The sequence below is a fragment of the Stutzerimonas sp. FeSN7 genome, assembly GCF_030263795.1.
GTDB lineage: Bacteria > Pseudomonadota > Gammaproteobacteria > Pseudomonadales > Pseudomonadaceae > Stutzerimonas > Stutzerimonas stutzeri.
This window is the reverse complement of sequence record NZ_JARPMN010000001.1, coordinates 178,153-192,362: the sequence shown is the minus strand read 5'-3', so window position 1 is coordinate 192,362 and position 14,210 is coordinate 178,153. Positions and strand designations below refer to the sequence as shown.

General features: G+C 61.4%; 9 protein-coding genes. 1 reads left to right on the top strand and 8 read right to left on the bottom strand.

The genetic code is table 11. The annotated features are described in order from the left end of the window. Positions 1-23: 23 nt before the first annotated feature. The 8 genes from P5703_RS00790 to P5703_RS00755 all read right to left on the bottom strand — a co-directional run bounded on the left by P5703_RS00790 (position 24) and on the right by P5703_RS00755 (position 12,871). Positions 24-2,321, bottom strand: coding sequence for a glycosyltransferase (locus tag P5703_RS00790; RefSeq protein WP_285585253.1), 2,298 nt, complete (start codon positions 2,319-2,321; stop codon positions 24-26). Between the two features lie 476 nt (positions 2,322-2,797). Then, positions 2,798-3,280, bottom strand: a complete 483-nt coding sequence (locus P5703_RS00785) for a hypothetical protein (RefSeq protein WP_285585252.1) — start codon at positions 3,278-3,280, stop codon at positions 2,798-2,800. Between the two features lie 399 nt (positions 3,281-3,679). Next, the gene (locus tag P5703_RS00780) at positions 3,680-5,689 is read right to left on the bottom strand and encodes a DUF4214 domain-containing protein (protein WP_285585251.1); all 2,010 of its coding nucleotides are present in this window, start codon (positions 5,687-5,689) and stop codon (positions 3,680-3,682) included. Between the two features lie 350 nt (positions 5,690-6,039). Then, entirely contained in the window at positions 6,040-7,185 is a 1,146-nt protein-coding gene (locus P5703_RS00775; RefSeq protein WP_285585250.1) for a glycosyltransferase family 4 protein, read from the bottom strand. A 182-nt stretch (positions 7,186-7,367) separates the two neighbouring features. Continuing rightward, positions 7,368-8,414, bottom strand: a complete 1,047-nt coding sequence (gmd, locus tag P5703_RS00770) for a GDP-mannose 4,6-dehydratase (protein WP_285590030.1) — start codon at positions 8,412-8,414, stop codon at positions 7,368-7,370. Then, on the bottom strand, positions 8,398-9,804 hold the full coding sequence (locus tag P5703_RS00765) for a TolC family outer membrane protein (RefSeq protein WP_502989185.1): 1,407 nt from the start codon (positions 9,802-9,804) through the stop codon (positions 8,398-8,400). Before P5703_RS00765 ends, gmd begins: the two co-directional genes overlap by 17 nt. Further along, positions 9,801-11,114 carry an HlyD family type I secretion periplasmic adaptor subunit gene (locus P5703_RS00760; RefSeq protein WP_285590026.1) on the bottom strand — a complete coding sequence of 438 codons (1,314 nt, stop codon included), beginning with the start codon at positions 11,112-11,114 and terminating at the stop codon, positions 9,801-9,803. Before P5703_RS00760 ends, P5703_RS00765 begins: the two co-directional genes overlap by 4 nt. A gap of 20 nt (positions 11,115-11,134) precedes the next feature. Beyond that, on the bottom strand, positions 11,135-12,871 hold the full coding sequence (locus P5703_RS00755; protein WP_285585246.1) for a type I secretion system permease/ATPase: 1,737 nt from the start codon (positions 12,869-12,871) through the stop codon (positions 11,135-11,137). A gap of 222 nt (positions 12,872-13,093) precedes the next feature. On the opposite strand from P5703_RS00755, the gene P5703_RS00750 reads away from it, so the two are divergent. Further along, entirely contained in the window at positions 13,094-14,209 is a 1,116-nt protein-coding gene (locus tag P5703_RS00750; RefSeq protein WP_285585244.1) for a glycosyltransferase family 4 protein, read from the top strand. Position 14,210 lies beyond the last annotated feature (1 nt).

The following is a 14,210-nucleotide window of genomic DNA, read 5'->3' as shown; positions in this document are numbered from 1 at the left end:
CGCACTCCTAGCCCAACAGCGGCTCACTGGCGCGGCTCCGCAAGGCAATATTCGATAAGCCGCGCGGCGCTCTGCTCCCAGCCCGGCCAGTACGTTGTGCCCGGCCTCGGCATCATCCCGTCAGCCAGCCACAGGCGCAGCGCCCGAGCCAGCTCTCCGGGCGTGCCGGCCTGGAAGAAACGCGCCCGGCCGCCGGTCACTTCACGGAACACTGGGATATCGCGTGCCAGCGCCGGCAGCCCGAAGCGGGCCGCCTCAATCAGCGGCAGCCCGAAGCCCTCATCCCAGGAAGCCGCCAGCAGGCCGTCCGCACGGGCATACAGCGTGGCCAGTTGCTGATCGTCGACATCCTCCAGCCAGAACAGCCGACGCTGCCAGTGGGCATGGCCACGCAGCGCTTTCAGCAACTCGACCACCGGACCACGCTCACTCGCGTTGACGCCCTGCCAGCCTTCGGCCCCAACCAGCAGCAGATTGAACTCCACGCCAGCCTGCCACAGCAACGAACAGGCCTGCAGCGCCTGCAGATGCCCCTTGCGCGGCTCCAGCGTACCGACCATCAGCACTGTAGGGCCGCTACCCTGCCAAGGCTCGCGCCACTCGCCCTGGCTTGCCCCTGACGGAGAAAAATCAGCCCCGTGCCAGGAGCAGTGGACGGGCAGGCCAGCACGCTCCGGGCGGTGCTCGCGCAGCCACTGGCGTAACTGCACACGGGCGGCATGGGTCACACAGATTGCCGCGTCCCAGCCCAGCACGGCATCCAGCCACGCCAGGAAATGCGCTCGCATCGAGGCGGGGAACAGCTCCGGCCGGATCGCTGGCAACACATCGTGGATCATCACTCGACAGCTGACACCGCTTTGGCGCAGCCGCTCGTATAACCCCTGTGCCTGCGCCTCGACCAGCGGGCCGGCACAGATGTCCAGCGCCAGCAGGTGATCGCCTGGGGAAAACCGCACCAGTTCATCCGCAGAAACCGCCTCGATATTCATCAGCGCCGCACCGAATGCTCGGGCGTAATGGTATTGCCACTGCCCCCCGGAACGCTTGAGGTACACCGGCTCGATCCGCACGGGGGCGTCAGCGTCAGCCAGCCACTCGCGCAGCAGGGCACGGGCCACACGCTCGATCCCGGTGATGCGCGAGGCCTGGCACGTCGCGCTGACATCCACCAACAGCTGCCGGCGGGGCAGCATCGCCAGGCTGTCGGCGCCCGGCGCGGCGGCGTGAATCGCCTGCAATGCCTGATGGCAAGCCTGCGCGCACCGCGCCGGTGCATGTTCACGGGCGACAAACGCCCGCGCGCGTTCGCCCAGCTCACGGCGCACCCGCGCGTCGGCACGCAAATACTCCAGTGCGGCCGCCAGCTCGCCGTTCACGAACCGATCCGGCATCTGCAACACGGTCGCTGCGGGCAGCTCGGCCATGCTGCCGTGGGCATTGACGATGGTCGGCAGCCCATGCCCCATGCAATCGAGCACGGCTGCCGAGCTCTCGCCGCGGGAACAGGCACGCAGCTGTACCGCCACATCGGCCGCCGCGAGGTACAGCGCATAGGTGGCATCATCCACCCAGCCGGTAACGGTCATTCGTTCCGCCCGGCCGGCATGTGAGGCCCGGTCCCGCAGGCGCTGCACGTAGTCGTCATCGGCCGGTGCGCCGACAAAGCGCAACTGCGCGAGAGGCTCGCCGGCCAGGTCGCTGGCCAGCCATGCCTCAAGCAGCCGGTGATTGAGCTTGGTGGGCGCCAACAGCCCGAAGCTGCAGACCACAAAGGCATCTTGCGCCAGCCCCAGGGCGGCCCGTGCCTGCCGCCGCGACACGGGCCTGGGCACCTCCCGCGCCAGTGGCAGCCGCCACCAGCCCCTGCCGCCCTGCTCACCCAGCCAACGCCGTGCCAGCCGTTGCGATTCGGCGGAATGCACCAGCACCCCCCGAGCATGCCCGAGCACCGCGAGGTTGCAGGGATAACGTGCGTTAACGGCCGCTGGGTCATCGCGCAACTGGAGCAGCGGCGGATAGCCGTGCGCATGAAACAACGCCCTGGCCTTCACGCCCGCCCCGCCAGGCTGCCGCGCAAGCGCGTCGAACAATCCGCCCAGAAAAAAATCATGCAACACCACCACACCGGGCACCGCGCGCAACAGCTCAAGCATCCAGTCGTGAAAGCCGGAATTGCCGAATTGATAGAGCACAAGGTCAAACTGGCTGGCATGCCGGCGCAACCAGTCTGCATCTCGTACAGGCCCGCATCCCGGTATCGGGCGGCGCCCCGGCTCGGCCTGCTGGTCGATCAGCTCGATGCGGAAAAACGCACGCAAGGCTGGCACCAGCGCAGCGCTATAACCGGCGATACCCGTGCGGGCGGGAGGCGTAGGCGACACATAGGCCAGCCGCAGCCGCGCTGCCCGCACGGGGGCGGGGCCTGTACAGGCAAGAGGCGTCACGATGTCAGTCATGCGGCCGATTATGCCATGCACCTGTCTAGCTGCCCGCCACACAGCAGCGCGCCGCCGTGATGCCCAATGCACGGATGGCCCAAAGCAGCACAGCTCCTGCTTTTGAGGCGCGCCTTTCCGGCATGCCCCGCCATTTGGCTATCGTCGTCGCCCCGGCACGGCGCGCCATGAACGCGCACCAGGGCGTCTCAAGGAGGAACCATAAGCGGGATGAGACAGAGACTGGCGCCAGGCGACCCCGACACTGCCCGCTGGGTGCGGGCGGTCAATGAAGCGTGCGCGGAAGGCTACTTCAGCAACAACAAGGCGGCTGTTCTTTTGCTGGTGTTTCCCGCCATCTAGCTATCGCCGTACCAGTTCATCGTGGAAACCTCAGGGTAAAGGCCACTGCGCTTTCCGGTATTGAAAACCAGCAGATCCCGACGATGCCTATTCCCGCCCTTCTTCGACTTGACGTTGTAAGCGAGCTGGTGAGAGTAGATCAGAAGCGACTCGATCTCTTCGATCACCTCACGTGGTGGCGGCGGGTAGTCTTCCTTTCGGGCGACGTCCTCCCAGCACGTCATCTCGGAAATGGCGGCTGCGTACACCATCGGCGGGTCCGATTCGTCTTGCAGCCACTCCTTGTGCTGGAGCATTCGCTCACGGATTCCCTGCTCCGTCATACCCAGGTACAGCGGCATATTGTGGCCATACACCCCATGGGTGCCAGAGACCATGTACAGAACGAGGTTTGGGTCGTCGTGTAATTCGTCGAGCTGATCATAGGGAAACGGCCCATACCAATGGACATCAAAAAAGTGCGGCTGGAATGCTGTCATCCGTGAAGCCTCGGGAAAATGTACCTACCGGAAAAGGCGGAAAGTACGCTGCGGAACATGTACCTGAATCCTTTTTTGCTCAGGCTGTGTCATGGCGGCGGAGCTGCCGTGCCCGCTGGGTGCGGACGGTCAATGAAGCGTAGCGCGGAAGGCTAGGCTAGCAACAACAAAGTGGGTGTCCTTTTATTGCCTGGGAGTAACCCTACTGGGCACACAAGAAAACCCCCCGCCTCTTGCGAAGCGGGGGGGTCTTTACAGCGTTGACTCAGGAAACAGTGGATTAAATAAATCCGGCCCCTTTTCCCTAGCACCAGACAAAAAGCAAAAAGCCCGCCCCTGAATGGGCAGGCTTTTCACAATTGACTCAGAAGGAGCCTCGCAGGCCCCCTAACGGGTCAATTAGGCAACGGTCAGATAACCGTCTGCAGACAGTTCCACGCCTCCGGTTACACCGGCCAGGGTGATTTCGACAATCTCGCTAGTGCCAGCGCTGTTGCCACCGAAGGCCTGCTTTTCTACATAGAGCTTAGCCTGATCAGCGTCGTAGAAAATCTCCAGTGCGGAAGAGCTGCCCAGATTATCGGTAATCACTTGATCATCAGCCAGGGTCACCAGAGTGAAGCCAGTGCCAAAGTAGATCTTGTCGTTACCCTCGACACCAAATGCATTGATAGTGCCGCCAGTCGTGCCATCAAAGACAAACAGATCGTCAGCGGATGAGCCGTGGTTAGTCCCAATGACACCGACGGTGGCCATAGTATCGAGCACGTCAGACGCATCGGAAGCAGCCTTCTCCAAAGCAGCCAAAGTAGCAGCATCGCCACGGACAGCCTCAACACCTGCAACAGCCTCATCAAATGCAGTCTTGGCAGCAGCGTGATTAGCAAGAGCTGTGACCGCATTCTCATAGGTAACAGCCGCGCCAGTCAAAGCATCACCGAAAGCAGAAGCGCCAGTAGCGCTAGTCAGGGCATTATCGACAGCTTCGATTTTGGTCAGTTCAGCCACAACAGCTGTTTCAGCTGCGTCGGTAGCGGCAATCGCTTCAGCACTTGCAGCAGCAGCGTCCAGAACGCTCTTGGCAGCAGCGTTTGCCAGAAGCTTCTGCAGATTCGCTTCAGCGGCTACGCCTGCGTCAGTAAGAATTACATATGTGGATCCGGTGCTGTCGTACTTAGCATACGTCCACTTGTCAGTGGCAGCATTGTAAGTGGCCTGGTAATCACCGAATGCATCAACGGCGGTAGTAGCATCCTTGAAAGTGACGACACCACCCGTGGCGGAAACGTCAATTGTGTAATTTTTAGCCGAGGCACCAGGAACATCGAAAGCAGTATCCAATACCACGTCAGCTTCAGCTACTTTGCCGGCCAGAGCAACGAGAGCAGCATCTTCTGTAGTTTGAGCAGTGCTAGCCGCCTTGACTTTGGCCAGATAGTTATCAATGAGCGCTTTCAGCGAGCCAGGCTTGTCGCTCGTCGAAACAGCTTCAAGGCCAGTAACTGCAGAGCTCAGAGCACCATCCAAAGCCAATTTCTTGGTTGCGATTTCGGAGCGAGCAATGTTTAGCGCCAGAGCTTCGGCCGCATCTGCTGAGTTGTAAGTAGCGAACCCGGCTGTTTCTGGAGCATTAAGCGCGGACTGAGTGGTACCAGAGATACCGAGAGCAGCATCAGCAGCAGCTGTCGCGACTGCGGTTTCTGCAGCTTCCAGTGCACCATAAATTTTTGCAGCAGACGGAGCAGCATCGTTATTAGCCTCGCCCCAGGCTTCAACGTTTGCCTCAACTGCAGCGTTCGCGTTCAGCAGTTTAACAACCGCTGCGTGAACAGTTGCATTGCTAACCGGCAGGTTATTCAGCGCAGTGCTAACGGATGCAGCAGTGCCATCGACATCAGCAATGATCGCAGCTGCATCATCCAGATCATAGTCAGCGCCAGCAGCTTCAGTGTAGTACTGGGCAACGGTAACCTTGTTGTTGATCACAGCCTGGTCAGCTGGGGAAGCGTAGGTCAGGAAGGCGGACAGCAGCTGGTCAGCCGGACGGCCATCATTGACCCAGTAGGCTACTTCTTCAGCGGAAGGAGTACGCTCGAACAGGTTCGAGTAAACGGCGGTTACCAGCTCAGCACCCTGCAGACTGCCGTAAGTGGAGACGAACTCTTCGGAAGTGGTAAAGGCAGCAGCGGCCTCTTCCAGAGTACGCTCGCCCGGAACGCCCTCGGTGCCGTTGATGTTTTCCAGCCACCAGTCCAGGCCCGGCTTGTCGGCAGCGCGGCCCAGCAGGGCGATATACAGTTGTTGCACTTGTGCGGAAGTAGCCATTACTTGTTCATCTCCAATATGAGTCGAATCGACATCAGGCTTCCACTCCGGAACGGAACCCGTCGGTTCCAAGCCTGTTGCCATGCCCCCACCGGGGCACGGCCCCCTTGATGGGATGTCGGCTTAAGCCGACCGGTGCAGATTACAGACTCGAAGGCTTTTTTCAAGCCTGCCAGTCATATAACCGCACATTTCGCCGCGCCATCATAAGCGGCAGGTGAAGCATCGACAATAGTCCAGCGACGTCCTTCTGTCGTGAAAAGTTCCCTTTGCAAGACATCCAGTCCCCAAAAAACACCGCTATCCGCGTCTCTCATTAATAGGTGTGTATGCAACTCCAACCGATAACTGCATTTATAACCCTGGTTCCAGACGAGCTACGGCGGCGGCCTGGGCTCGGATAACAAGGCGTTGGGCAGTGCGCATTCCGGCTGTCAATAGCCTGCGACAATAGGACGTTGGTCGCGCGTGCCAATCGTCGTGACAAGTGTCGACAGCTGCGTGACACCGTGGCGCAGCAGGTAGGCCAGCAGGCGTTGCGCAAGGGATGCGTGCTCGAACGCATGCAATCGCAGACGCCCTCGCTCGACCAGCTCCATCCGCCGGGCAGGGCTACGCACCAGCTCATCCAGTGCGGCTGCACATTCGAGCGGCCCGCAGCCAGGGAGCAGCACGCCTGCACCACCCAGGGTATCGGCAACATTGCTGCCGGGGGCGTCGTAGGCGACTACCGGCAGGCCGTATGCCATGGCCTCGATGAAGGGCATGCCGAACCCCTCATGCAGGCTGAGCCCGACAAACAGATCGCTGTTGCGGTAGTGCTCGGCCAGCACCGCGTCGCTGACCTTACCGGTGAGGGTCACAGCCGATTCGAGCCCCAGTGCGCGGATACGCTGCTGGACCTGCTGCGCATATTCGGGAACGGTGAAGCCACCCACAAGATCGAGCCGCAGCGGCTGCCGGGCTCGCTGCCTGAGCGCGGCAAAGGCCTCCACCAGCGCCAGCTGGTTCTTGTGCGGCATGACCCGGCCAACGAACAGCAGGGTGAAGGGGCGGGGCACCGCTGCATCGGGCTGGCGAATGGGTTTGACGATGCGGTCGAGGTCAATCAGCAGGGGCAGCTCGATGAGCCGCTCGGGCTCATGGCCTCGCTGCAGCAGCTCCTGCAGGTTCTGTCGCGAATCGGCAATCGTGCCAGCCAGCCAGTGTCGCCAGCTGGCCACCTGTTCCCAGCCCTGGGCCAGCAGGGGCTGGATCGGGTGGTCCGCGGGGAACAGGTGGCCGGGGGTGATGTTGTGGAAGACCATGAACCTGGCTTCGGGCAGGCTGCGCAACCAGGCCTCATGCGGGTTACCCAGGCCGTGGTGGACCAGCAGCGCGCCCGCGCAACCGGGACGGTAATCGGCCATGGGCAAGACATCGCCGCACAGGTCCGGGTGAATCTCGGCACAGTAGATATCCGACACAACGCCAGCGCCGCGCAGCAGCTTGCGGGTGAGCAGCATGCCGTTGGTGATGCCGTCGCCAGGCGTGCAGTCGTTGGCGAACTGGTGAACTGCGGGCGGGTTAAGAGATGGCATGATTGGCCTGACCGACTGGAACGAACAAACAAGTACAGAACCCGGCCCCCGGCGCAGGGGCGGGCCCATGGCCGCTAAGGATGATCCGACCACCGTGCGGAGCCGTTCGCGGCCAGGAGCCGCCTCCAGGAAACCCTGCCCACGCCGCAGGAGCGAGCCATATCGGCGAGGGAGAGCTGTAACTAGAACGATTTGCCGTTTTGCACGCGCTGCAGATCCGCCTCAACCATCAACTGGCAAAGCTCTTCAAGCGTGGTCTTCGGCCCCCAGCCCAAGACTGCCTTGACCTTGTCAGGATTACCAATGAGCAGGTCCACTTCAGCCGGCCGATAGAAGCGCGGATTGACCTCAACGAGGATCTTTCCGGTACGACTGTCAATCCCGCGCTCGCCCTCAGCGGCCCCCTGCCAGTCGAGCTGGATATCCACAGCCTTGAACGCCATGCTGACGAAGTCGCGCACGGTCTCGGTACGGTTGGTAGCCAGCACGAAGGTGTCTGGCTCGTCAGCCTGAAGCATACGCCACATGCCTTCGACGTACTCCTTGGCAAAGCCCCAGTCGCGCTTGGCGTCAAGGTTGCCAAGTTCTAGAACATCCCCCTTGCCGAGAGCGATGCGTGCCACGGCGTCGGTGATCTTGCGGGTAACGAATTCCTTACCGCGCAGTGGAGACTCGTGGTTGAAGAGAATGCCGCTCGCACCGAATATGCCGTAGGACTCACGGTAATTGACCGTCATCCAGTGGGCATACAGCTTGGCCACACCATAGGGGCTGCGCGGATAGAAAGGAGTGGCTTCGGTCTGCGGTATCTGCTGAACCTTGCCGAACATCTCAGAGGTCGAGGCCTGGTAGTAACGAATCGCCGGGTTGACGATACGGATAGCCTCGAGCAGGTTTACCGCGCCAACACCGGTAATCTCAGCGGTGGTGATCGGCTGATCGAAGGACACGCCGACGAAACTTTGTGCGGCAAGGTTGTAGACCTCGGAGGGCTGCGCGCGCTGCATCAGGCGGATGCTCGATGACAGGTCCGTCAGGTCATGCTCGACCAGCTCCAGTGAGGGGTGCTCGAGCACGCCGACCTCCTCAAGTCGCCAGAAGTTGACCGAGCTGGTCCGGCGATAGGTGCCGTAGACCTTGTAGCCCTTGTTCAGCAGCAGTTCGGTCAGGTAGGCGCCGTCCTGGCCGGTGACGCCGGTGATGATCGCGGTTTTACTGTTCATGCTCATTCCGTTGTTTTTCTTCCAAAGCCCGTGCAGATTCGCCACGAGCCAACCAGAGATTAACGTTGGCAACGCTCTGCTCGGACAAGCCGCCGGCCCAACGATTCAATATCAAAAGATTAGTGATGAAATCGTACTGCGCCTTGAGCAGATCACGCCGAGCCTTGTATTCATTCTGTACCGCAGTCAGCACATCAACCGCGTTGACGACGCCGAACTCGAAGCCGCGCTCGGCAGCCACGCTGGACCGCTCTGCCGACTCCAGCGCATTACGTGAGGCACGGATCCTTTCCACGCTGGATTGGGCGGTCAGGTAGGCGCTGGTTGTTTCCTTGACAACTTCTCGCCGCACCGCTTCCATCTGCTGCTCGGTCGAAAGCCGGTCGTTGTAGAGCGCGCGGCTACGGGCCGAGGTGGAGCCGCCACTGTAGATCGGGATCTGCACGCCAAGGCTGGCGACATAGCTATCCGAGCGAGGCGCAAGGGTATTGTCGTAACCGACATCACTGCGCTGAGCGCTGAGGTTGAGACTTACCGAAGGGTAATGCCCACCCCGCCCTTCACGAAGGGCGGCCTCGGCAGCCGCCAGAGCCTGCTCCTGGGCCTTGAGCGCAGGGTTCGCGGCGACAGCACGTTCGACCCAGACGCTGACGCTTTCGCCCGGCACCTGCAGCTCGATGTCCTCGCGTATACGACTGAGGCGCTCGGTCACGGGGCGACCGATGATTTCGGACAACTCCTCGCGGCTGACGCGTACCTGATTGCGCGCCTCGACCTCCTGCGCAGCCAATGCATCGACGCGCGCCCGCAAATCGAGTACGTCGGTCACCATGGCGAGCTGTCGCTCGTACATTGCCTCAACGCGGTCGAGATTCTTCTGCGTGGCACGGCGCTCGGCCAGCACCAGCTCCAGTTCGTCGTCCGACGCCAGGGCAACAAAATAGCGCTGAGCCAGGTCAACGGTCGCCTCCGCCTGCGCATCTTCCGCTTCGTACTCGCCCTGCCGCGCCCGGGCCTTGAACTCCTGGTAATTCTCCCAGGCCTGTTTGTTATACAAGTGCTGGCTTAGCGAGAGAGCGTAGCGCTCGTTGTTGAAGCTTTCGGTGTAGGTTTCCACGTCGCGATTGGTGCGGTTGAAGCTGCTGCTTGCGGTGACCTGCGGCAGCAGTCCGCCAAAAGCTTCACGCTCGCGCTCCTTGCCTGCCTGGGCGCGAGCGTAGGCGGCGAGGACACGCGGATCCTCGAGGCGGGACTCGCGATAGAGTTGCATCAGGTTGGCCGAGTAGTTCGAGGCCGTAACCTCGCCCGGCGGCGCCGCCGGTGTTTCGGCGGCTTGAGCCTGAACGAGGCCGAAGAACAGGCTGAAGCAAAGAGAAGCGAAGCAGCGCACCATCAGTCCTCGATCAATGATCTGGCAAAGGCATCGGTCGCCGGCTGCATCAGATACTGCAACATGGTCCGGTTGCCGGTATTGATCAGCACCTCCGCAGGCATGCCCGGCTGGAGCGTGAGCGAGCCCAGCGCCCGCGCGCCCTCCTCGGTCAGCGCGACGCGCGCCAGGTAGTAGGGCATGCCCGTTTCCTCATTGATCAGGCGGTCCGCCGATACATGCCGGACAACACCCTTGATCACCGGAGTGGTCGAACTCTTGAAGGCACTGAAGCGGATATCGGCGGGCTTGCCCACGCTTACACGGTCAATGTCGATAGGCGACACCTGAGCCTCGACGATAAGGTCGGATACCGAGGGCACGATATCGAGCAACGGCGTGGCCGGGCTGACGACACCGCCGATCGTGTGGACCTTCATGCCCAGGATCATGCCGTCTTCGGGGGCACGGATGACGATGCGGCTCAGGCGATCTTCCAGAGCGGCCTTGCGCTCCTGCAGGTCGAACACCTTTGTCTGCACCTCGGAGAGCTGTGCCACCACTTCCGAATTGAAATCCTTGTTCAGCTGGAGTATCTGCAGCTCGGTTTCACTGATCTGCAGGCGGGTCTTGGTAACCTCCGATTGGTGATCGGCGACCTCGGCCTTGAGCATGTCGAGGCGGCGCTGCTGTTCGAGCAGACGCTGCTTGTCGACATAACCCTCTGCCAAGAGCTCCGTCAGTTCGCCAATTTCATCGCGGTAGGACTTTTCCAGATTGCGCTTGGTAGCGACCATCGATTGCAAGCCAGAAATCTGCTCCTGCAGCTGTCCGACACGCTTCTGCAGAACAGCGACTTCTCCAAGCCGGGAACCACGACGGGCATTGAACACCTGGGTTTCCCCGTCCTGGGCCTCGATCGCGCGATGGCTGCTGGTTTCGATCATTCCGCTGAAGTCGATCTGCTCCCGCCCGTCGCGCTCGGCCTGCAGCCGCGCTTCCATGGCCTGGGCAGCCACCAGCTGGCTGAGCGTCATGCCGTATTCGGCACGGACCTGGGTGTCGTCAAGCACGATCAGCGGATCGCCTGCAGCCACGACGTCTCCGTCACGGGCATGCAGTTCCTTGACGATGCCGCCTTCCAAGTGCTGGATGGTCTTGCGATAGGACTGCACGGTCACTACACCGGGCGCCAGTGCGGCGCTGCCTAAAGGGGCGAAGGTGGCCCAGGCACCAAAGAGCCCAAACGTCACGAAAACGATGGCAAAACCGATCAGGCGAGCCTTGCGGTCCGACGCCGGCAGGCTGGCAAGGCGATCTTCGATGGCATTGTTCATGCTGGTCATGATGGTCTCGGTTACGAGCGTGCCGCAGATTGCCCAGGCGTTACCTGGGCAATCTTCTGGGCGCTGGCTTGTTGCTTGTTGAGTTCGGCCATGACCTTGTCGCGCGGCCCATACAGGCCGATTGCTCCGTTGCTCATAACCAGCAGGCGATCGAGCTGGGCCAGGATGCTGGTGCGGTGGGTAATGATGAACACCGTGGCGCCACTGGCTTTGAGCTGCTGGATGGCCATGGCCAGTGCGCGCTCTCCGACCTCGTCGAGGTTGGAGTTGGGCTCGTCAAGGATAATCAGCCGAGGGCTGCCGTAGATCGCCCGCGCCAAGCCGACACGCTGGCGCTGGCCACCGGACAGGTTGACACCGTCCGAGCCGATCACCGTGTCATAGCCCTCAGGCAGTTGCAGGATCATCTCGTGCACGCCGGCAGTCTTGGCTGCCTGGATGACCTTATCCGGCTCTACTTCGCGGAAGCGGGCGATGTTTTCGCTGATGCTGCCTTCGAACAGTTCGATGTCCTGCGGCAGATAACCGACATAGGGGCCCAGCTCGCGCTTGTCCCAATTATTGATATCCGCGCCATCGAGCCGCACGACACCATGCTGCGGCGCCCAGACGCCAAGCAGAGCGCGGGCCAATGTGGACTTGCCGGAGGCGCTCGGGCCTATGACACCCACTACCGAGCCCGCCGGCACGGCGAAGCTTATGTTCTTGAGAATCGGCGTCTTGGAACCGGGCGCACTGACGATGAGGTTTTCTACCAGCACATGGCCCTCGGGTGCGGGCAAGGACATGCGTTGCGGCTCAGCCTGCTGCTCGTCGAGGATCTCGTTCAGTCGTGCGTACTGGGAGCGGGCCGAAATGAAGCCCTTCCAGCTGCCGATCATCAGGTCGATCGGTGCCAGCGCACGACCGAGCAGAATGGAGCCGGCAATCATCAGGCCGGGAGTGATCTCCTGCTTGACCGCCAGATAGGCACCAATACCCAGAATGAGCGACTGCGACAGCATGCGGAATGTCTTGGAGAACGAGGTAACCACTCCACCCTTGTCGCTAGCCTGCGATTGCAACAGCAGAACCTGGCGCTGACGCTCGCCCCAGCGCCCCATGAGCGTTTCCAGCATGCCCATGGACTCGATCACTTCGGCGTTGCGCAGATTCTTGTTGGTGTGCAGGCTCGCTGCGATGTTCTGCTTGTTGGCATCGGCGATGGCCTTGCCGGTCAGCTTTTCGTTGACTACCGCAAGCATGAGCAGAACGATGGCGCAGCCGATGGCAAACCAGCCGTACCAGGGGTGAAAGAGGAACATCACGCCGATGTAGACCGGTAGCCAGGGGGTATCGAAAAAGGCAAAAAGACCGTTCCCCGTAAGGAACTGGCGCAGCCCGGTAAGGTCATTAAGAGGCTGCGCCGACGCATCCATGCCACCGCTGTCCAGGGCCTTCTTGAAGCTCGCCCGGTAGACGTCACGGCTCAGCAGGACATCAAGCCGGGTGCTCAGGCGCACCATGATGCGCGAACGCACCCACTCCAGCGAGCCCATGGTGCCCATCAGAATGGTCATGATGAGCGTGAGCATCACCAGCGTCGGGATGCTGCCGCTGGTCACGACACGGCCATAGACCTGGAGCATGTAGAACGACGGCACCAGCATCAGGGCATTGACGAAGAAGCTGAAGAAGCCGACCGAGAGGAAACTGCCCTTGCACGCCTTGAGCGCGGTCTTCAGGCTGTTTTCGCGAACATTACGCATGGATTCGGTACTGCCTGGCATATTCGAAAGCGGCGGAGTCTACCACCGTTATATCCACTGGAGAATGTAAACCGAGGCGGCACGATGAATGACGCCCTTGTCGGGACACTGGGACGCAAGGTAGATTTCCGACCCGGGGCCTCATGCTGGCCTCTGTCCCATTTGGGGCCGGCCCGATCGCTCAGCGCATTCAGGCGGCCCGACAACCTGCCTCGAGCCCCCATGCGCGTCCTTCACTTCTTCAAGACCTACCTGCCGGATACCACCGGCGGCATAGAACAGGTCATTTATCAGCTGTGCCAGGGCAACCGCGAACTGGGCGTCGAAAGCCGCGTGCTGACGCTGAGCCCTGACGCTTCGCCGCAGCGCCTGTGGGTCGCGGACCATGAGGTGGTCAGGGCCCGTCAGGATCTGGTCATTGCCTCCACCGGTTTTTCCCGGGAAGCATTCGCGTTGTTCAGCGACGCGGCTCGGCAGGCCGATATCATCCATTTCCATTTTCCCTGGCCGGTAATGGATCTGGTGCACTTCGTAAGCCGGCACAGGCGGCCATGCGTCGTCAGCTATCATTCGGACATCGTCCGCCAGCGCACGCTGCTCACCTTATACAAGCCGCTGATGCAGCGCTTCCTGGCGAGCATGGACCGCATCATCGCTTCCTCGCCGAACTATCTTGAAAGCAGCGAGGTCCTGGGTCGGTTTGGCGGCAAGACGGTAGTCATACCCTATGGCCTGGATCGCCAGGCCTACCCCGAGCCTTCGACCGAGCGCTTGACCTATTGGCGCGGACGCCTGCCGGCGCGCTTTTTCCTGTTTGTCGGCGTACTGCGTTACTACAAGGGGCTGGAGTATTTGCTCGAGGCGGTGGCCGGCACTGGCTGGCCAGTAGTGATCGCTGGCGCAGGTCCTGAGGAAGCCAACCTCAAGGAACAGGCACGCCAGCTCGGACTTGCACATCTGATCTGGACCGGGCGGATCACCGATGAGGACAAGGCCTGCCTGCTGCAACTCTGCCACGCATTCGTCTTTCCATCACACCTGCGCTCGGAGGCATTCGGCATTTCTCTGCTGGAGGCAGCCATGTATGGCAAGCCGATGATCTCCTGCGAGATCGGCACGGGGACGACATTCGTCAACCTGGACGGCGTTACCGGTATGGCCGTCCCGCCGGCCGACTCGCCAGCATTGCGACGGGCCATGGGCCAGCTCTGGGAGAATCCGGCTCTGGCCGCCGAACTGGGCGCGAATGCGGCGCGCCGCTTCGAGGAGCAGTTCAGTGCGCAGCGCATGTGCGAGCAAACGGTACAGGTCTACCGGGACGTATTGCAGGGCCGCTAGA